Source organism: Aneurinibacillus danicus (assembly GCF_007991215.1).
Taxonomy (GTDB): Bacteria; Bacillota; Bacilli; order Aneurinibacillales; family Aneurinibacillaceae; genus Aneurinibacillus; species Aneurinibacillus danicus.
The window spans coordinates 14,377-33,656 of record NZ_BJXX01000040.1; the positions used below are offsets into that span (position 1 = coordinate 14,377).

At 48.0% G+C, this 19,280-nt stretch carries 20 protein-coding genes and 1 other annotated feature; of the genes, 1 reads left to right on the forward strand and 19 read right to left on the reverse strand.

What is annotated here, in order from left to right; genetic code table 11:
- The first annotated feature begins 77 nt into the window (after window positions 1-77).
- Window positions 78-356: a hypothetical protein gene (locus ADA01nite_RS04165; RefSeq protein ID WP_146808648.1), complete on the forward strand. Its 279-nt coding sequence runs from the start codon at window positions 78-80 to the stop codon at window positions 354-356.
- A 208-nt stretch (window positions 357-564) separates the two neighbouring features.
- On the opposite strand, the gene ADA01nite_RS04170 is transcribed toward ADA01nite_RS04165, so the two are convergent.
- The 19 genes from ADA01nite_RS04170 to ADA01nite_RS04260 all read right to left on the reverse strand — a co-directional run bounded on the left by ADA01nite_RS04170 (window position 565) and on the right by ADA01nite_RS04260 (window position 18,878).
- On the reverse strand, window positions 565-1,890 hold the full coding sequence (locus ADA01nite_RS04170) for an anti-sigma factor domain-containing protein (protein ID WP_170230143.1): 1,326 nt from the start codon (window positions 1,888-1,890) through the stop codon (window positions 565-567).
- Entirely contained in the window at window positions 1,814-2,686 is an 873-nt protein-coding gene (gene sigI / locus ADA01nite_RS04175; protein ID WP_146808650.1) for an RNA polymerase sigma-I factor, read from the reverse strand. Before sigI ends, ADA01nite_RS04170 begins: the two co-directional genes overlap by 77 nt.
- Window positions 2,687-2,965: 279 nt before the next feature.
- Complete coding sequence (locus tag ADA01nite_RS04180; RefSeq protein ID WP_146808651.1) at window positions 2,966-3,391, reverse strand: hypothetical protein; 426 nt, start codon at window positions 3,389-3,391, stop codon at window positions 2,966-2,968.
- A gap of 1,098 nt (window positions 3,392-4,489) precedes the next feature.
- On the reverse strand, window positions 4,490-4,732 hold the full coding sequence (locus ADA01nite_RS04185; RefSeq protein WP_146808652.1) for a DUF2553 family protein: 243 nt from the start codon (window positions 4,730-4,732) through the stop codon (window positions 4,490-4,492).
- A 115-nt stretch (window positions 4,733-4,847) separates the two neighbouring features.
- Entirely contained in the window at window positions 4,848-5,228 is a 381-nt protein-coding gene (gcvH, locus tag ADA01nite_RS04190) for a glycine cleavage system protein GcvH (RefSeq protein ID WP_146808653.1), read from the reverse strand.
- A 31-nt stretch (window positions 5,229-5,259) separates the two neighbouring features.
- Window positions 5,260-5,715: a redoxin domain-containing protein gene (locus ADA01nite_RS04195; RefSeq protein WP_146808654.1), complete on the reverse strand. Its 456-nt coding sequence runs from the start codon at window positions 5,713-5,715 to the stop codon at window positions 5,260-5,262.
- 460 nt (window positions 5,716-6,175) lie between these two features.
- On the reverse strand, window positions 6,176-6,721 hold the full coding sequence (locus ADA01nite_RS04200) for a peroxiredoxin (RefSeq protein ID WP_146808655.1): 546 nt from the start codon (window positions 6,719-6,721) through the stop codon (window positions 6,176-6,178).
- A gap of 195 nt (window positions 6,722-6,916) precedes the next feature.
- A complete protein-coding gene (locus ADA01nite_RS04205) occupies window positions 6,917-8,110 on the reverse strand; it encodes an LL-diaminopimelate aminotransferase (RefSeq protein WP_281285971.1) in 1,194 nt (397 codons plus the stop codon).
- 10 nt (window positions 8,111-8,120) lie between these two features.
- Window positions 8,121-8,480 carry an arsenate reductase family protein gene (locus ADA01nite_RS04210; RefSeq protein WP_146808656.1) on the reverse strand — a complete coding sequence of 120 codons (360 nt, stop codon included), beginning with the start codon at window positions 8,478-8,480 and terminating at the stop codon, window positions 8,121-8,123.
- A gap of 85 nt (window positions 8,481-8,565) precedes the next feature.
- Entirely contained in the window at window positions 8,566-9,342 is a 777-nt protein-coding gene (locus tag ADA01nite_RS04215; RefSeq protein ID WP_246147212.1) for an ABC transporter ATP-binding protein, read from the reverse strand.
- Between the two features lie 77 nt (window positions 9,343-9,419).
- Window positions 9,420-10,472: a FecCD family ABC transporter permease gene (locus tag ADA01nite_RS04220; protein WP_246147213.1), complete on the reverse strand. Its 1,053-nt coding sequence runs from the start codon at window positions 10,470-10,472 to the stop codon at window positions 9,420-9,422.
- A gap of 12 nt (window positions 10,473-10,484) precedes the next feature.
- Window positions 10,485-11,447 carry an ABC transporter substrate-binding protein gene (locus tag ADA01nite_RS04225; protein WP_146808657.1) on the reverse strand — a complete coding sequence of 321 codons (963 nt, stop codon included), beginning with the start codon at window positions 11,445-11,447 and terminating at the stop codon, window positions 10,485-10,487.
- A 270-nt stretch (window positions 11,448-11,717) separates the two neighbouring features.
- Complete coding sequence (locus ADA01nite_RS04230) at window positions 11,718-12,509, reverse strand: DUF2797 domain-containing protein (protein WP_146808658.1); 792 nt, start codon at window positions 12,507-12,509, stop codon at window positions 11,718-11,720.
- 63 nt (window positions 12,510-12,572) lie between these two features.
- Window positions 12,573-13,319: an amino acid ABC transporter ATP-binding protein gene (locus tag ADA01nite_RS04235; RefSeq protein WP_281285973.1), complete on the reverse strand. Its 747-nt coding sequence runs from the start codon at window positions 13,317-13,319 to the stop codon at window positions 12,573-12,575.
- Window positions 13,320-13,373: 54 nt separating this feature from the next.
- The gene (locus tag ADA01nite_RS04240; RefSeq protein WP_146808659.1) at window positions 13,374-14,561 is read right to left on the reverse strand and encodes an MFS transporter; all 1,188 of its coding nucleotides are present in this window, start codon (window positions 14,559-14,561) and stop codon (window positions 13,374-13,376) included.
- Window positions 14,562-14,639: 78 nt separating this feature from the next.
- On the reverse strand, window positions 14,640-15,797 hold the full coding sequence (locus ADA01nite_RS04245) for a GerAB/ArcD/ProY family transporter (RefSeq protein WP_146808660.1): 1,158 nt from the start codon (window positions 15,795-15,797) through the stop codon (window positions 14,640-14,642).
- A 14-nt stretch (window positions 15,798-15,811) separates the two neighbouring features.
- The gene (locus ADA01nite_RS04250) at window positions 15,812-16,054 is read right to left on the reverse strand and encodes a hypothetical protein (protein WP_146808661.1); all 243 of its coding nucleotides are present in this window, start codon (window positions 16,052-16,054) and stop codon (window positions 15,812-15,814) included.
- Window positions 16,051-17,265 carry a Ger(x)C family spore germination protein gene (locus ADA01nite_RS04255; RefSeq protein WP_146808662.1) on the reverse strand — a complete coding sequence of 405 codons (1,215 nt, stop codon included), beginning with the start codon at window positions 17,263-17,265 and terminating at the stop codon, window positions 16,051-16,053. Before ADA01nite_RS04255 ends, ADA01nite_RS04250 begins: the two co-directional genes overlap by 4 nt.
- Window positions 17,262-18,878, reverse strand: a complete 1,617-nt coding sequence (locus tag ADA01nite_RS04260) for a spore germination protein (RefSeq protein WP_170230144.1) — start codon at window positions 18,876-18,878, stop codon at window positions 17,262-17,264. Before ADA01nite_RS04260 ends, ADA01nite_RS04255 begins: the two co-directional genes overlap by 4 nt.
- A gap of 140 nt (window positions 18,879-19,018) precedes the next feature.
- Window positions 19,019-19,242, forward strand: a binding site (T-box leader).
- The last annotated feature ends 38 nt before the right edge of the window (window positions 19,243-19,280 follow it).

Consider the following 19,280-nt stretch of genomic DNA (forward strand, 5'->3'; position numbering starts at 1 on the left):
TCCGGAAAAAGCCGTACCATTCACCTGAATTTTTTGTATAATGTAGGCAAAGAAATTCGGAAAAACGGGGTGATACAATGGAGTTTTTCTGTCCTCCCTGTCAAAAAATCATCGACGATTCCCACCCTCTTTGCCACAAGGCGCAGGCCTGGTTCCACGAAGCGGACGGCAAGAAACTTTGGCGCATCCGCCAGCTCAATCAATATGCGTACCAGTACGTTACAGACGAAGAATATGCCCATCTGTATGTCGGAAACCCTATTGTTTTATCAGAGGCACGCTGCTGGAGCCGCTTTGACGGCAGATCCTGTACCGGGATCGACTCACGCGGCGAACGCACTTCGATTTTTGAATAAGCTCATGAGAAAAACTCGCGGGCGTGGCCGCCCGCGAGTTTTTCTTCGCTTATGAATGGAAGGAAAGGGAAAGAGGAAATGAGATCCAGGGAAGAAAAAGGCCTTCGCCTTTTTCCACATTGAAATCATCCTCTCGTTCTCTTCTCTCTTTTCCTTCGTACCACAAAAGTCAGCCGCCTTCCCATCATTTTCATGACAGGGCTTGTGGCTAATTGGCCATGGTGGCTTTATCAGTGGAAGGCTCCGGCTTTTTGCCGGGAGGTGTTTCCTGATTCCCTTCCTGCGGCTTTTCTTCCTGTTTCTTCAATGGAGGGCGAACGAAATTCTGTTTATTCTGTTCGCGCTCTTCCTTGTATTTTTCGTTCCGCTCTTTCTCTTCTTTTTTAATGACGCGTCCACCCTGCTGGGCCTGCTGCTGTTGTCCGTATCCCGAATTGTATTTCTTATCTTCTTCGGTCCGTTCCTTCTCTTTTTGCGCTTGCACACCCGCCTTATACTTCGTTTCTTCGACAATGAGCTTCGGAACGTTTCTCCACTTATCCTTCTGCTCCTGTGCCGTCAGCTTCGGAGCATGTTTAACCGGAGGAGCTGTTCTGCGCTCGGTATGAACGGCTGCTGTTTGCTTTTTCTGTAGTTCCGGTTTCTTTTGTGGCGCTGTCCCCTGTTTTACCGGTTTTGCGGCAGTTTGAGCCTGTACAGGAATCGCTTGCTTCCGTTTAACCGGCTGCCCTTTCTTTAAGGCAGAAGGAACATTTGAATACTGAACGACGTTTGGAATGTTTTTAAAACCTCCTATTGCGGAAGAAACATCGCTAATACTCAAGCTGCGGATTTTATCTTCACTGACATCCTTATGGATGCGTTTCAAGGAATCGTACAGCGCGTAGCGTCCGGCAGATACGCCGAAGTCCTGAGCCTGTTTGCGTATCTCCTTTGTGCTCTCCATCATGGTAATGGTCAACTCATCCTGGCTGCCTGCGGTGAGATTCGGGATTTCCTTCTTCATAATCTGCAGCAGCTCTTGTGATGCACTCGGATCTTTTAAACCAACGGGTACAATCAACACATCGTGATTGGTTTTAAGAAATCCGTGCTGACGGGCTTCAGAGAGGATATTCTTCGTTACTTCCACCATCGTCCGATCCTTCCATTCAACGTCTGAAAGCATCCGTTCCGCATCCTCGTTCAGCGCCTGCACGTCCGTCACTTCGTATTTCTCGTCCACTTCAAGTTCGAAGCTTGGATTAATATCGATAGAGACCGCGGCGTAAGCGGAGGCGAACACCATGTTCCACAACGGCAGTGCAGTAATCAGCAAAAGCAGACAGGCTGCCGCTATATATGTCCAATGTTTCCAGCCTTGCCGCTTACTCCGGATTGCAGTGCTTGTCTCAACCGTATGCGTAAATTCAATTTCATCGCCTTCCATAAGCGGCCCGTCATCAACAGGCGGAACTCTACAAAACTCCCCGTCGGATGTCATTACAATAAGATATTGTCCCCGTATCTCCAGTACGATGCCCTTCTTCTTCACTTGCAGGCTCCTCCTTTCCTTCTGCTTCATCTATCTGAATGTAGGAGCGTAAGTACTGATAGTTCTCGATAAAGATAAGTGTAATCGCCACAATATAGTTTCGATTTCTTTCCACTGTTTTACGGGAAAAGGAAATAAACTGAAGAAGGTATTTAACTGGAATTTTCTTCTTCATAAGAAACGACTCCCGCAATTTCTCGTTATCTGCAATCATCCGGGCAATGCGAATCATATTATTTCGGGCATCTGCATGCCGGGGCGTATATTCAGGGAGATCTTCCAATACAATATCAAATTCACGGAGGCGTTCACGGTAGTGCAGGATTTCTTCCCGCCGCATGTCCGCTTCACGTTCCGCCTGGTATTGTTCAACCGCTACCTGCACATCCCAAACATTGTATTCAGGTGATTCGGGATCCGCAGCTTCGTCAAAAGAAACGAACGAGGCACGCTGTTTATTCTTACGAATGTAATCTATGACACGCCTGCGTATCACAAGATCCGCGAACGACAAAAAGTTGCCGCCCTTCTCGCTGGAATACTGTGATATCGCTTCGTTAAATGCTTCTAGTCCAACACTGAATTCTTCATCATGGCTCTGGTGAATATATCGTTTGCACACTTTTGAAACGACCGTTCCGATGAACGGCCGATACTGCTGAAGCAATTCGTTGCGCAACTCGTCTTCGCCCTGGTGGATTCTCTCAACTGTTTGATGAAGGTGATCAGCCTCGCCGTTCTCCTGTAGAGGTTTCTCTTTTCGGCGCCATTTTCCCAGGAAAAGTGTGAGTAACAAGGACGTTCACCTCGCTTTATACTTATTCGCGCATTTCATTTCTTTTTAGGGGGGAAATCACGCGTTTTTTCTGTGAAAATCGTGAGGAAAGAAGGAGAGGGAGATGAAAAAAGATCCAGGGAAGAAAAAGGCGTTCGCCTTTTTCTACATTAAAATCCTCTCCTCATTATAACGGTAAAAACAAAAGAAAAGTCGCCTTTCTTTCTCTATTAACCACAAGAGATATTTCGGCGACTCATCATAAAACAGCTTTCTTTATTTTTCAAGCCCCTGATAGGGTTACGGCAAAGTTTTATTACTCTGGGCTTCCCAGCGGCTCAAGCGCTGGCTTAGCTTATTTAATCTCCGCTTTAATTCATCACTCCACGCCTCATCTTCCAACTGCTTGGCAATGGACATTAAGTCCAGCGCATTGTCAATTTGGGTACGGAGAATATATGAAATGTTTCCATTATCAATCGAAACGCAGTTCTCAAATATTCTATCAACATGCTCTCCCGTTACGTATTCACGAAAATCAACCTCGGGAGCTAAATCAGCTTGCGCGTACTCTGACAATATGTCATACTCTTCCTCAATCTCTGGATGAACATCAATACGATTACACACAGGGCAGTAAAGAATGGGGACATTGTGGATTTGCGTTCTGAAGTGACGCAAACTGCCGAGCGCGCCGATCATACTGGCTCCGCAGCAAAAACTCATCCGGACTCCTCCTTTATCTATACAGCTACGCTACAAAAACATCTATTTCCTATTTTAGCGATAGGCTTTCTATTTGCCTACATGTAAATCGCTGGAATTTTCTATAAGCTTCTCTACTAACTTTTCTGTGAAAATCATGAGGAAAGAAGGAGAGGGGAGAAAATAAGATCTAGGGAAGAAAAAGGCCTTCGCCTTTTTCCGCATTGAAATCATCTTCTCGTTTTCTTCTCTCTTTTCCTTCGTACCTCAAAAGTCAGCCACCCTTCCCATGATTTTCATGTCGGGGTTGCCGCTGAAAAGCCATGGGGTTTTAATGTTTACGTTAGCTTTCTATTTATTCTACCACACATAAAGAGAACTAACATAAAAATTGCGCGTTTTCTTTTTTCCATATGAAGCAAAAAATTGTCTGTTTGTTTTGCAGTGATAGAGAGGGGATGCGAAAAAATTCGCCTTGTTTTTTTCTCCGAAGATGCAGTACTGTTCGCTCCGTCTTTACACTAAAGCGAATCGGCAAAACATCTGGGCTGTTCGGAGCGGGAGACAGTTGCCGATTTTTTTCGCTTTACCATCAATAGCACTAAGGTAGAGAAAAGAAAATCGCTTTATTTTTTTATGCCTGTCCTCCTTTATACAACAAAATCATACTCTGTTTTTGCATAAAGAAAAAAACGCCTCCGCTTGTAGATGAATGAGACAAGCCAGGTGCATATTCTTTTTATCCTAACATAAAGAGAGAAATCCGATTACTTTTTGTTGGTGCGTAAGTAAGAGAGGATGAATATAAAAATAAAGCTCAACACCTCAAAATATGCTTGGCCCTTTGAAAAGAATACAAAGTGTGGCAGGGGCGGGAGAAGGGAGGGGCAATGGAACGCCTTTACGCGACTTCCCAACGGAAGAGACCAAGCGTGCGGGCTTTTGCCCACAATCCTTCTTCTTTCTGTGAAAAACAGAGAAGAATGAAGGAAGGGAGGAGGAACTGAGATTTACGGAAGAAAAAGGCCTTCGCCTTTTTCTACCCTGGATCTTTTTTCCTCTTCCCTTTCCTTCTTCCTTCATGATTTTCACAGAAAAAAGAAGCGGGTTTCCCCGCCTCTAGCACCAGCCCCAATCGCAATCTTCAACATAGCTGGATGGATGAACGATGTCGGCCGAATCAATGCGGAAAATTCGCTGCTGATCCACCGCGTATCCGGCATTCATCGTGCAGGAGGCCGCATCAAAGGGGACGTGGCCAATCTCCTGCCCATTCAACGTCAGGACAATACAATCTTCCGTCACTTCACCACGCACTTTGTTTGTGATATCAATCCGATTTACATCAGGTTGCTGTGACATGAAAATCCCTCCGATACAAAAAGATAATCATAGTATGCCGGTTTACACGGTTTTTTACTCGCTTTCCACCACAAAAAAAGCAGCTTCAAACATAGGAAGCCACTTTTTTGAGTTTCTATTCCTTTACCATCTCTTCATAAGCGGAAGCATCCATCAACTTGCCTATTTCGCTTTCATCCGCGATTTCTACCACGATCATCCACGCTTTCTCATACGGAGACTCATTCACCAGCTCCGGTGAATCTTCCAGATCGCCATTCACTTCCACTACTTTGCCGCTAACCGGCGCGTACAGCTCCGATACCGTCTTTACGGATTCCACACTACCGAACGGTTCATCTTGCTTTATTTCGTCACCTACGGACGGGAGTTCTACAAACACGATATCGCCCAGCTCAGACTGTGCAAAGTCGGTAATTCCGATGTACGCTTTCTTTCCTTCCAGACGTACCCATTCGTGTTCTTTGCTGTATTTCAGATTGGTTGGCAAATTCATTGTTCCGATTCCTCCTTCTGTCCTGTCCGGACTATTGTTCAGCTTCTCCTGTCGTCAATACACGATCCAGGCGCTTCTCAAGCATCTTCAACCCTTTTTCACCGGCCTGATAATGCCGAAGCTTCTGCTCCTTGTCAAAGACATAGTAAGCGGGAACATACTGATTCTCATAGGCATCCACCAGCTTATAGCTGTTATCGATGGCAACAGGATGAATTAATTCATACTGCTGAATCGCTTCTTTTACCGGTCCGGTTTCCATATCTTTCTCCGAACGCGGCATATGGACGCTGATAACCCGCAGACCCTGCTCTTTGTAACGATCACGCCAATCGTTCAGCTGCGGCAGCGTCTCCTTGCAGGTATGGCAGCTGATTGACCAGTAATGGACAAGCGTGGGTGAGCCTTTCAGCTCTTCTTTTGTCACTTCTCCGTTCACCCACTCCGTCACCCCGGTAAACTCCGGCATTTCTTCACGCAATTTCATGAAAACGCCTCCTTAAAATAAAGCGAATCGGCTTTTCTTCCACTTCTTATTATAGGAAATAGATCGATGAAGTATGCGTGAAAGCAGTACACAGCGCAAAAAAGGATGTTAAATTAAGAAAAACTCGCGGGCGGTGCCGCTCGTCCTTTTTCCACACAGAAGACAAGCGGCCGCTTTGTGGCCCTTCGGTCGGACCGGCAAAACATCCGGGTACCTCGAAGAGGGAGACAATTGCCGGTCTTTCCCTCCCTTCAGGCCACACGCTCCACACGGAAAAAGCAACGGTCGGCACACGCCTCGCGAGTTTTTCCTCGATTACAATGGAGGGAAAGTATATGTCGCTTTATCACTGTAAAGCGACATATACTTTCCTATACCCTAAAAAAAGGACCTAACAATTTCGCAAAAGTTAGGTCCTTTTCGTTCTCATGCATCAGCTTTCCTTACAGGCAAACGCGTATTAGCCTTTCAGGTGAGCTTGTCCCGGACGCCAGTTTGCAGGGCACAGACCGCCGGATTGGAATGCTTGCAGCACGCGGAGTGTTTCGTCTACGCTGCGGCCAACATCCAGGTTGTGGATTACGGAGTACATCAGCGTGCCTTCCGGATCGATGATGAACAGGCCGCGAAGCGCGATACCTTTCTCTTCGATCAGTACGCCATAGTCACGGGATACTTTATGAGTGAGGTCAGCAGCAATCGGGAAATTCAGTTTGCCCAGGCCGTTCTCGTCACGGGATGTATTGATCCATGCACGGTGAGAATACTTGCTGTCTGTGCTTACTGCCAGTATTTCAGCATCCAGCTCAGCAAACTGATCGTAAGCGTCGCTCATTGCTGTGATTTCTGTCGGGCATACAAAAGTAAAGTCCAGCGGGTAGAAGAACATTACCAGCCATTTGCCTTTGTAGTCGGACAGCTTTACAGTACCAAAATTCTCGCCGTCACCCAGAGCTGTTTCCATTTCAAAATCTGGAGCCGGTAAACCTACTAAACGTTCTGCCATATGTAACTACCTCCTAGATAGAAATATTCTAATCCGGGCGAACCCGGAATAGTGAATGTTTCCGCGTTCTCTTTCATCATAACAAGCATCAAGATAATAGTCAATACAAGATTGTAATTGTTTTAATTAAGCTTGTTAAACTTTTATGAATCCAGCGTTACAGCAATGTAACGCACATAACGTAACATGCACATTTTACGCGAAAAGTATTCCTGATTCTTTAATACGCAAAATCACATCTTTTAAGACATCCACCGGTTTTACGAGTGCAATGCGTACATACCCTTCTCCCTGCGCACCAAATGCATTACCGGGAATAACAACTACGCCTGCCTTCTCCAACAAAGTAAACGCGAACGACTCGGATGTCCAGCCTTCCGGTACGCGTGCCCAAACAAACATCGTTGCTTTAGGTTTTGGTATATCCCAGCCAATCTCCTTGAGTCCATCCAGCAGTACATCGCGGCGCTCTTTATACAATGCGGCATTTCCGTTCTGCCCCGGATGCGCAATATCGTGCTCCATCGCCGCTACGGCCGCTTCCTGCACGGCAAGAAAGACTCCATAGTCGATATTGGATTTAACGATGGCAAGCGGCTTTATAATCTCCCGGTTTCCGACCAGGTAGCCGATACGGCAGCCCGCCATATTGAAACTCTTGGACAAAGAATTAAACTCTACGCCGATTTCTTTTGCGCCCGGCGTCATAAGAAAACTCGGCGGACGGTAACCGTCAAACGCCAGCTCGGAATACGCGAGATCGTGCGCTACGATGATCTGGTTTTCTCTGGCGAACGTTACCACATCCGCGAAAAAGCCGTCTTCCGCCACGGCGGCGACCGGATTATTCGGGTAATTAAGCACCATAAGTTTAGCACGCCGTTTGATCTCGTCCGGAATATTCGAAAAGTCAGGAAGAAAGCTGTTCTCTTCACGCAGCGGCAGCGGGTAAATTTCACCTCCTGCCAGCGTAACGCTCGCAAAATAAATCGGATAGCCCGGGTCCGGCACAAGCACTACATCCCCCGGGTCAATCCACGCTTGAGCCAGATGGGCGAGACCGTCCTGCGATCCCATAAGCGAAAGAATTTCGTGCTCGGGGTCGAGCCCGACACCGAACCGGTGCCGATACCAGCGGGCCGTTGTCTCCCGAAAGCGAATGGAGCCTTCCGAGGTCGGGTATCCATAGTTCTCAGGATTCTGTACGGCTTTCGTAAGAGCTTCTATCACAAGGGGAGAAGGGGGTTGATCCGGACTTCCGATCCCTAAGTCAATCACATGCATACCCCTTGCCTGTACCTCCCGCTTCCGACGGTTCATCTCCGTAAAGATAGCCGATGTAAGCCCGGCAAGGCGTTTCGAAGGCTGAATATTGAGTAAAGTTTCCACGCGGCGCCCCCTACTTCCAAGTTTTCTCCATCTCTTCTTCTTTGAAGCCGACGGTCGTTTTGTCGCCGCTTACAAGCAGCGGACGCTTAATCAATTTGCCGTCTGATGCAAGCAGATCAAGCATCTCTTCTTCAGACATATCTTTCAACCGATCTTTCAATCCAAGCTCACGGTACGCCTGTCCGCTCGTATTGAAGAATTTCTTTAAATCAAGGCCACTTTGCTGCCAGTATTCGCGAAGCTGCTCTTTGGTCGGAGGTTCGTCGACAATCGGGACTTCCTTGTATGTGATCCCCTGCTCGTCCAACCATTTTTTCGCTTTGCGGCATGTACCGCATTTGTTGTATAAGTACGCTGTAATTTCTGCCATACGTATATATCCTCCTCTTTTTTATAGAATAGCATACAAAAAACGGTATGCGGAAGGGCATACCGTTTTTACTGGAAGCAAAAGATCAGGAAGAACGTTCCAGAAGGATTTGTGGAAGCAATAAATTCGGATGAGTAACAACAAGCGGTTTTACTCCGTATACATCCGCAAGCAGTTTCGCTTCCATAATCTCTTCAATCGTACCGCTACGCGTAATGTTTCCGCTCTCCATTAAGACAAGGCGATCGCAATACTGAGCCGCCAGGTTTAAGTCATGGAGTACAAGCACCGCTGTCCCTTCCGTTTCCCGCTGCCATTCACGCACAAGATTTAAAATCCCAATCTGATAGCCGATATCTAAGTACGTCGTCGGCTCGTCAAGCAGGAGCACCTCCGGCTCCTGAGCCATGGAACAGGCAATCGCCACCCGCTGGCGCTCGCCACCGCTCAACTGCTCCAGCAGCTTGCAAGCAAGCGGTTCCAGACCGGTCCGCACAAGAGCACGCTGGATGGCTTCCGCATCCCGCGCCGTATTACGTCGGAAGAAACCATGATACGGGTAGCGCCCCATCGCCACCGCTTCTTCCACCGTAATCGGCAGCGGAGCAAGGCCTTCCTGGCTGACTACGGCCATTTTGCGCGCCAGCATCTTAGAAGAGTAAGAGCCGAGCGGCTTTCCGTCCAGCGTTACGCTGCCCGCATCCGGTATAAGCAGCCGCGACATCACTTTCACAAGCGACGACTTGCCCGACCCGTTTGGCCCGATAATGCCCAGCGTCTCCCCTTTTTTCACTTCAAACGTTATATTCGACAATATCTGCCGCTGTCCGATGCGCAGGCTCATGTCCGTTATTTGAATCACGTCACGCGACCCCCGTATAAAGTTCTCAACATCTTCGCTTCAATACTTTCCTCGCATTCTCCCGCTCTGCCTGCCCCCTAGAAAAAGCGCTGCCTCCGTTTGCGTAGTAAATATCCGAAAAACGGCGCACCTAAAAACGCGGTAATGACCCCAATGGGCAGCTCCTGCGGGTCCATAATTGTGCGTGCCAAGGTATCAGCGGCAATTAGCAGAATGGCCCCTGCCACAGCTGAAACCGGCAGCAGCACGCGGTGGTCCGAGCCAACCAGCGTCCGCATGATATGAGGCACTATCAGTCCGACAAAACCGATGACTCCCGAAACGGCTACCGCCGCGCCCGCCGTCAACGAAGCCGCCAACAGTACGATGAGGCGCGTCCGCTCCACATTCATGCCAAGATGATGGGCTTTCTGCTCTCCCAATGCAAGCAGATTCAACTCCCGGGTAAATAGCATAATAACAAACCAGCCGACAATGACATAAGGGGCTACGGCCACTCCTGAAGACCAATCGCTCAGCGTTAGACTTCCCATCAGCCAGTAGAGAATTTGCTGCATCTTCTCACCCGATATCGACATGATCAGTGAAAGTCCGGCTCCGAGGAACGCCTGAACCACTACCCCTGACAGCAACAGGGTCTCTATCTGCACCTTACCTGCAATATAGGCGAGTCGATATACAATGAATAGAGTCCCTATTCCGCAAACAAAAGCGACCAGCGGCAGCGTCCACTGACCGAGAATAGCCAATCCCTGCCCAAATAGAATGAAGGAAGCCGCACCGAGTGAAGCACCCGACGAAACGCCGAGAATGTATGGATCAGCTAGCGGATTGCGCAGTACTCCCTGGTATGCGACTCCCGCCATCGCCAGTGCCGCCCCTACCAGAATGGCCATCATAATCCTCGGCATGCGAATATTCCAAACAATCACTTCAGCTGCCTTCGGCCATTCTCTCTCCATGTCCGGAACGAATGGCAAATGGGAAAAGATAATCTTCCACACCATATTAAAAGACAGTTGTGCGCTGCCGAGCGAAACACTGCCGACAACCGCAAGCAAAAGTACAAAAAGAAGGGGAAGCAGCCAGAATACCAGCTTCTTCCCAAAACCCTGTTGACCTTCTTTCACAGCCATCATTCCCTATTTTCGAAATAATTCCGGGTGCAAATCTTTTGCGATTTCTTTCAATCCCTCGGTAATGCGCGGACCCGGGCGGTTGACGACATCGGAATTGAGGGCGAATACACGGCCTTCCTTCACCGCTTTTACCTGCTGCCACTTGGGCCGCTGTTTGATTTTAGCCGCCCCTTCCTTATCGTAATATCCGTACGTATTAAGAATTATATCCGGGTTGCGCTGCAGCACTTTCTCCTCGGATAACTGCTTCCAGCCGTCCAGATCACCGGCAATGTTTTTGCCGCCTGCTATCGTTACCATGTCATGCATAAATGTACCTTTTCCGGCAGTAAACAGAGACGGGTCGACTTCAATCCAGACGTTCGGACGCTTCGCCTCCGGCACCGCTTTCACTTTCTCCTGTACCTCTTTTACGTCCTCTTTCATTTTGCTGACTACATCGTCCGCTTTCGCGTCATTGCCGGTCGCTTTACCAATCATCTCGATGGATTGGTAAATTTCATCGAAGGTTTTAGCCTCCATGACAAGCACAGGGATTCCGGTTTTGCGCAGCGCATCAACGGCTTCGCCATTGCCGGTATCCGCCAGGATTAAATCCGGCTCCAACGATACCACTTTCTCTATATTCACTTTCAAATCTCCGACTTTTTCTTTCTTTTTAACATCCTCCGGATAGTTGTCATAATTGGACACGCCTACAATGTTATCTCCTGCACCCACCGCATACGCAATCTCTGTTGCGCTGGGCATGACGGAAACAATGCGTCCGGGCTTCTTCTCAAGCTTGACTTCCTGTCCCGTGCTATCCTTGATCGTCAGCGGAAACTGCCCCTGGGCCGGTGCCTGTGTATTCTCTCCGCCGGACGGCTTTTGCTCCTGAGGTTGATTGGATGCATGATTGCTGCCGCATGCCGCAAGTAAGACCAACAACATTAGCCCCAGTATGATGGATATGTACTTCTTCATCTACCTCGCTCCTATACATACATGAAAGTAAAAACCAGAAGTAAAATGGAGAGGTATGAGCACAAAAAGAACAGCCTCCACTTTTTCTCTATCTTTCTACCTCTTGCTTTCCTACTTCTAAAATAAACGCGCCTGCTTTCGGAAGAAAGCAGGCGCAGTGTGTACGTAACTAAATATCGCACTCTATAATACCGCTGCATTCCTTATCCCCGAAATCATGGTCGACATGGCAAACAGGCAACCGTCTATCTGCCTCCTGCTTCTCTTTATTCATTCACTCACTTCGACCTCATAGCCGCAATACTTACGGACGTTCAGTACTCCGTTTTCAAAAATGAAGTATTGGCCTTTAATTCCGATCAGACGGTCTTCAATCACAGGTTGCTTGTCCAAATTGTATGCTTTGACCTTCTGTATCTGTTCCAAAATTGGGTATGCGAAATCCATCCATTCATCTTCTTTTAAAATGTACGGCTTGTATTCTTCTAGAAAGTAATTGTAGATTTCCTCGCGCAACTCCAGCAAATCCACCAGTTCCACTTCACCTTTCAGCATCTTGCGCCAGTCCGTCTTGTCTGCCACATATTGCGTCAAATATACTTCAAGCTCGCCCGCAATCTTCCGCGTAGGCACCTCGGCGATCGGAATGGCACGAATTGCACCCTGATCGACCCAGCGTTTCTTTTCATTATTCTTCCGGGTAAGCCCCACTTTGACACCGCTGCTGAGAGCAAGGTACACATAGTGGGGAATCATGCAATGCGCCTCTCCCCATTCCGGGTCGCGGCACGTCCCAAGATGGTAATGACATTCGTGCGGCTTTACAATGCACAAGTCATTTTCCGGCAGCTTCGTAAAGCATGGGTAGCAGTATCCGTTGTTATATGTTTTCTTGATGCTGCGGCCGCAGTAGATGCACTTCATCCGTCCAAGGGTAGAAATACGAATGGTTTTGCCAATCCACTCATTGGCCAAAATGGCCTCTCCGTCGAGCTTAAGTCTGTACTGCACAGGGTTGTCGTATTGATGGACGAAACCCTGGATAATACCTGTATGTTTCACACTATTCTCCTCTGCCTGTATAATCAAAAGTTTGATGTTTGGACTCGATAAAGTGGTAAGAGTTTAGCGGGCCTTCTCCGGAATATCGATTACTTTGCGCAGAAATTCTCGCGTCCGGTCGTTTTTAGGATTCGTAAACACGTCTTCTGGCTTCCCTTCTTCCATAATAACGCCCTGATCCATGAAAATAACACGGTCACACACGTCACGCGCAAACCCCATCTCATGGGTAACGACCACCATCGTCATCCCTTCCTGCGCCAGCTCTTTCATAACGGCAAGCACTTCGCCGACCAGCTCGGGATCAAGCGCCGATGTCGGTTCGTCAAACAGCATAATCTTCGGATTCATGGCGAGTGCACGTGCAATAGCTACACGCTGCATCTGACCACCAGATAATTTCTCCGGATATACGTCCGCCTTATCGCGAAGGCCTACTTTTTCCAGCAGGCGCAGCGCTTTTTCGCGCGCCTCGGCCGCATTTTCTTTTAATACTTTCATCGGAGCCAGCATGACATTTTCCACCACGGTCTTATGCGGGAACAGGTTGAAGCGTTGGAATACCATACCCACTTCTGTACGAACTTGATTGATGTTGACTTTCGGATTCGACAAATCGTGGCCATTGATAATAATCTGGCCGCTTGTCAGCTCTTCGAGTCCGTTTAAGCAGCGTAGAAACGTGCTTTTTCCCGAGCCGGAAGGCCCGATAACGCTAACTACTTCCTTCTCATTAATGACGCAATCAATGCCTTTTAACACTTCTAGTGAACCATAATATTTATGCAAATCTTTGACTTGAATTATCACAGTCCCGTCCCCTTTCCAACTGCCCTCTATCCTTTTTATTGTAAGGAAAAAACGTTAATTTGTAAAATGAATCAGCGAGGTTTTCTTCTCCTGTTTTGCCCTTCGGAAGAAAAGCCCGCAGACGGTAAACAGCAAGAATATGCCGCCGAGAAAATAGAACATGCTTCCCGGCGAAACGTACTGAATTCCGAGTCCGCCCAGATTCGGTCCCACGATGCTTCCTACGCTGAAATTAATGGACGCAATGATATTGGCCGCGGGAAGAACCGACTTCGGCACCAAATCGGCCGCATAGGCAAGGCCGAGCGAATAAAATGAACCCACCAATCCCCCGGCGATAAGAAATGCAGTCAATACTCCCCATTCATTATCCTTAAATAACGGCACCGCCAAAAATGCCAGGGCACCGGCAAAACCGGACAAAATTAATACGGGCTTGCGTCCAATACGATCGCTCCATATGCCGAGCGGCAGCTGCAGAATTAAGCTGCCGATTCCGACTACCGGCAGCAAAAATGATATCCAGCTCTCACTCATGCCCATACGCAGCCCGTAAACCGGGAAGTTACTATTGATTGATGATTCCATGTATCCGTAAAGAAACGACGGGATAAGAGCAAACCAGGCAAGCTGTATTGCACTCACATACCGGCTCCTCGCGGAAGCAGCCTTCTCCTCCCGCACCGGATACTCGTGCGGAAGTTTCAACAGCAAGAGCAATGCCAGAATGAAGAAAGCACCAACCGCTACAAAGGGGACGCCTACACCGAACGGCAGCAGATTAATCCCAAGCGGACCGATGCTGAACCCAATCGCATAAGACATCCCATAGATGGAAATATTGCGGCCCCGCTTTTCAGCCGGGCTGGTGGAAGTGATCCAGAGCTGCGACGCATAGTGGAGTGCACTGTCCCCCACACCGACCAGTACACGCAGCACAAACCAGAACACAAGGCTTTGCCACAGCGGAAACAAAAACGTCGCTATAGTAACAAGCAAGATGCCCCAGGTAATGATTCGCTTATACCCGAATCTTTGCACCGGCTTCTCAATAACCAGCATGGTAAGAAAAACCCCTATATATAAAGCGGCTGCGTTCAACCCGTTTACACCGGATGATACGCCCGCCTTCTCTAAAAGTATCGTCAGCAGGGGAAGCAACAGCCCCTGGCTGAGACCGGCGATGACAACAACCAGAATTAAAATAAAAAATCGGTAGTTAGCCGACGCGGTTTGGTTCATTCCGCTCCCCCCAAGAAATGAATAACATTGACAATTCAACGTCTATTGTACTGCAGACAAAACAAAAAGGCGACGAAATTAATTCGACGCCTTTCCATCCGCAAGCCCGTTCGCACTTTCTACGGCACCGTCGGTCGGCTCCGGCTCTTGCCGGCTTTTGCCAAAACGAATCCGGCTGACCAACAAGAGAAGCAGAGGAATAATAAGGATAAACAAAGGAGACGTTACGGAACGAATCTGAGTAATGTACAAGAACAAATCATTTGAATCTTTGATAATTCCTTTGGCCATGCCCACGATAAGAAAGCATAGCGGCAACACAAGCGGGCTGACGCTTTTCACTCCTGTCAGATGGGCCACTCCGTGTGTAAGCGTATAAAAAACGACGATAAACTCCAGCAGTATCATCATAATATAAATCCCTAAAAACAGGATATCGATTCGTTCCACGAATTCTCCGATTTTAACGAAGCGAATCGCCGCAATGTACGGATAACTGGATGTTTGCGCCGTACCCTCGCCGAGTACACCGATGGAGACGATGACCCGATACGCCAGGTATATACCGCTGAGTGCAATCGCCAGATAAGCCAACCGGATGGTATTTTTGGAACGCTTCACGTAAGGAAGAAATCCAAGGAAAAAAATCACCTCGCTAAGCGGGAAAATATACTGGAGATATGCTGTAAACAAAATTTCTCCCGGCGGATGATCCACCAGGGGAAGAATATGGTATAGACGGAACTGCCCGACAAGCAAAATATTAATAAAGATAAGCAAAACCAAGTAAAACGGAAATGCCACCTGTGCAAACCGCACAATCGCTTCCACTCCCCGGTATACCGCGTATGCCGCCACCAGCACAGTTGCCAGTAAGTAGACATCGGCTGACAGTTCAGGTGTTAGTACCGAGACAACAAATTCGGAGAATCCACGCGCAAAAACGACGGCAACTTCAAGTGCAAAATAAACATACAAGAGCGTGACAAACTTTCCAGGCCACTTCCCCAGAATATCTTCCGCATATTCAAAAAGCATTTTACGCGGATGCCGCTCCTGCAGCCGAAAATACAAATAGAACGTAAGCATGGCGAGCGGAATGGCAAGCAAATTCGCCAGTCCCCCGTCTTGCCCCCCATATACGAAATCAAAGTTCGTATTGCTTGATATGGCGGTAAGGTAAATCAGCATGATGATAAACAGTTGGCCTGCGGAAATCCTTCCTTTTTCGTACATGCATTCCACCCCCTCTATACTTCAACGCCAAAGATAACAGGAATAAACCGCTGAGCAATTGGCCGGGTAAACTTGTACGCGTAATTGAGCAGCGCGCCGGATTCCCATCCTAACATCGGCACCAGCATAAAGAAGACGACCAATCCGCTTATCAGAGCAAATACGATTAAATCCCGCCACTCTTTGTTTTTGCTGAATACCCAAATTCGCAGCACAACATAGACGAAGAACAGGATAAAAGTCAATGTCAACATCATTCTTTTTCACCCACTTTCACCTGTCTGATTATTCCATTCCGTATCGAATTCCATTTTATAGAAATGTCGACCGGGATATTTGGATAAATCTCTCGCCACTGCTTTTCATGCTGATGCCAGTAATCTTTATGCTGACGGTGAATGAGCGAAGCAAACCCGACAATGTCCGCATTATCTTTTTTCTGCAATCGGGTAAGCAGAAGTCGTATGTCAGCAATGATTTTCTTTTCTACGACTCCTTCCAGGCGGGCTACCGTTTCTTTCTTCGAAAGATCGAGCTGTGTGCCTGATTCAAGAACCGTACCATCCAACGTAAGCTCCATTTTAATTTTGGGCCGCCCGTTTTCAATGGTCGATGTTGCCTTTCTGTTTCTTACTTTTACTTGTACGGCTGTATTGTATTTCGTATCTCCTTTGGCACCGAGAGAGACCGAATAGATTATCTCCGGCTCCTGCTGAGCCATTTTGTGAAAGATGCGGAGTGCTTGTATTTCTTTTTTAGACAACACAGACACACGTGACGCCTGTTTTGGATTAAACGCATTTATGACTACGCCGTCTGCAATGATAATCTGGTCTTTTCCGCCTTTCCCTTTGCTTTTATTTACCTGTCCTGTAACAAATCCTGCGTATGGGTCACTGTAATTGTTAATTAAATCTTTAAGCGTCACAACGACCGTTCTACCCCATTCGGATTGATTGTTAATGATGCCGTTTAATTCATAGCCCATCATCACTTCGCTGTTCGGCTCGGCGGTTACGATTTCTTCCGCTGTCTTTTTCGCAATAAGAATCCAGCTGGAATATCGAATCTCCCGATTGCGCGCGAAGAAATCAATCACTTCCTTCATCACATTCTCTCTAACCAGCGTATGCCCCAGAATAATAACTTTGCCGTGGAACCAGATGAGCTTGCCGGATGTCTGAGCGCGAAGATTCTTGGATGCTTCCATGATCGTATCGCCCGTCGCGCGGGTCGTATATACGGTTTCCGGCGAAACGGCCGTACCTTTTTCTAACGCCGGTTTGACGGTTTGAATGGATAGAATAAACTTTTTATGCTTCGGATCATAATCCACACCCGTGACCATGACCACATTCAACTGATTCAATTCCCGTACTGCAATACCGCCTTCCGCTGTACCACAGCCCTGGATCAAAGGCAGCATAATAAGAACAAGCAGGAGAAGAGGCTTCCATCCGACTTTCATGATTGACCGTCCCCTTCCTGCTGCGGTGGATTGGACGGCACGTCCGAACGCTTCAAGTCTTTTTTCTGGATGTATTCCTGACGCCACTTGCGCAGCGGATAGGGGAGTACGAAAATTTCACTTCCCCATGTGCGTACGTGCATCGGCGCAATCGGTGACATATACGGCACGCCAAACGTGCGGATCGAACACATATGGATGCCGAGCGCAACAAGTGCAATCGCCATACCGAACAATCCAAGCCCGGCCGCAATGATCATCATCGGAAAACGAAGCAAACGGGTAGCCATCGAAAGATTAAACGCCGGAACAGTAAACGAGGCGATTCCCGTAAACGCTACGACAATGACCATTGCCTGCGAGATAATCCCGGCTTCCACCGCCGCCTGGCCAATGACAAGCGCTCCTACGATACTAACCGCCGAACCTACCGGACGCGGCAGACGCACGCCGGCCTCCCTCAGTACCTCAAATGAAATCTCCATAATGAGCGCCTCAATCAATGCCGGAAACGGAACGCCGGCCCGAGCGGAAATGACCGTAAGCAGAAGCGGTGTCGGGATAAGCTCCTGATGAAATGTCGTGATCGCAATATAAAATGACGGTCCAAGCAGCGCGACAAGAAATGTCATCGTACGCAGGATACGAATCGCCGTAGAGAAGTAAAACCGCTGATAAAAATCCTCACTCGCCTGCAAAAAATCGTAAAATACAGACGGAACAATGAGTACGAATGGCGTTCCATCAATAATAATGGCGACTCTGCCTTCCGACAGAGCGGAGACGACTTTGTCGGGGCGCTCTGTGGATACAATCTGTGGAAACGGAGAATATACGCTATCCTCAATTAACTCTTCTAATTGCGCGCTCTCCAGGAGAATGTCGATATCCACATTCTTTAGACGCTCACGCACGGTTTTCAATACATCTTCTTCTACCAGTTCACGCATATACATAAAGCACACGGTTGTCTGGCTGCGGCGGCCCAGTTTTACCACTTCTGACTTTAATTCCGGGGTACGCAGACGCTTACGGATAAGCGCCGTATTATCCTGCAGCTTCTCGGTAAATCCTTCCCGCGGTCCGCGCACCAGCGGTTCGGCTTCCGGTTCCGATACGGAACGAGTGGGAAATCCCGGCGCTACTATGGCCAATGCGTGCGTCATACCGTCAACATGCACGAGCGTACTGCCTGAAGTAACCATCTCTACTGCCGCCTTAAGGTTGTCGACCTGTACTATTTTTTTTGCTGTAATCACTTGATCTTCTACATGCTGTCCAAAGAACGATTCTGGTCCCATTTCCAATAGGGGATGGATTACATGCTGGTCTAAAATATCCTCATTGACCAAATCATCAAGAAAAAATACCGCACCTTCCGGAACCCGTCCATCCTGTCCTTCTCTGGCGTTTGGGAACGTCAAAGAGTGATGAACAAACACATCAACGTCTTTAAACACCGTCTTCAACCGCTCTACATTAACCGCAGTTATCGGGTCGATTTCAATCTGTTCCAGCGGTTTATTTTCCAATAGCTCTTCCGCCGTCTGTTCTTGCTCCTGCTCTATTTCATTCATCACTTTCGCCCGTTTTGGTTTTTTAAATTCTCCCATTTCTATCACCCGTTTCATTAGGGAATCTCTAGTAGGTTGTGCAGGAACAGGCAAAATATACGACCTGCAATTTTTTGCACTATCCTTGACAATTTTGTAAAGCACCTTCATAATAAAACTCAATTGAAACGGTTATCAAACGAAACGTGTCGATGGGGAATAGTACGGCAGTAGCCTGCGTTCAGAGAGCAAATCATTCGCTGTGAGATTTGCCGCACGGCCTATCGGAACCCACCCCGGAGCGCCAGGGATGAACCTGGCCAGGGTCCTCTCCCTGTTACCAACGAGGCAAGAGGGCATGCGCAGAATATGGCGCACTGCCAATAAGGGTGGTACCGCGGAAGCTAAGCCTTTCGTCCTTTTCATTAGGGATGGAAGGCTTTTTATTTTTCTGTGAAAATC

Bases quoted from the DNA above. Each gene is read 5' to 3' on its own strand.
- ADA01nite_RS04185 (WP_146808652.1), bottom strand. From the start codon at position 4,732: ATGTCACAGCAACCTGATGTAAATCGGATTGATATCACAAACAAAGTG.
- ADA01nite_RS04225 (WP_146808657.1), bottom strand. From the start codon at position 11,447: ATGAAGAAGTACATATCCATCATACTGGGGCTAATGTTGTTGGTCTTA.
- ADA01nite_RS04180 (WP_146808651.1), bottom strand. From the start codon at position 3,391: ATGAGTTTTTGCTGCGGAGCCAGTATGATCGGCGCGCTCGGCAGTTTG.
- ADA01nite_RS04250 (WP_146808661.1), bottom strand. From the start codon at position 16,054: ATGATGTTGACATTGACTTTTATCCTGTTCTTCGTCTATGTTGTGCTG.
- ADA01nite_RS04195 (WP_146808654.1), bottom strand. From the start codon at position 5,715: ATGAAATTGCGTGAAGAAATGCCGGAGTTTACCGGGGTGACGGAGTGG.
- ADA01nite_RS04165 (WP_146808648.1), top strand. From the start codon at position 78: ATGGAGTTTTTCTGTCCTCCCTGTCAAAAAATCATCGACGATTCCCAC.
- ADA01nite_RS04260 (WP_170230144.1), bottom strand. From the start codon at position 18,878: ATGGGAGAATTTAAAAAACCAAAACGGGCGAAAGTGATGAATGAAATA.
- ADA01nite_RS04200 (WP_146808655.1), bottom strand. From the start codon at position 6,721: ATGGCAGAACGTTTAGTAGGTTTACCGGCTCCAGATTTTGAAATGGAA.
- ADA01nite_RS04255 (WP_146808662.1), bottom strand. From the start codon at position 17,265: ATGAAAGTCGGATGGAAGCCTCTTCTCCTGCTTGTTCTTATTATGCTG.
- gcvH (WP_146808653.1), bottom strand. From the start codon at position 5,228: ATGAATTTGCCAACCAATCTGAAATACAGCAAAGAACACGAATGGGTA.
- ADA01nite_RS04240 (WP_146808659.1), bottom strand. From the start codon at position 14,561: ATGAACCAAACCGCGTCGGCTAACTACCGATTTTTTATTTTAATTCTG.
- ADA01nite_RS04245 (WP_146808660.1), bottom strand. From the start codon at position 15,797: ATGTACGAAAAAGGAAGGATTTCCGCAGGCCAACTGTTTATCATCATG.
- ADA01nite_RS04210 (WP_146808656.1), bottom strand. From the start codon at position 8,480: ATGGCAGAAATTACAGCGTACTTATACAACAAATGCGGTACATGCCGC.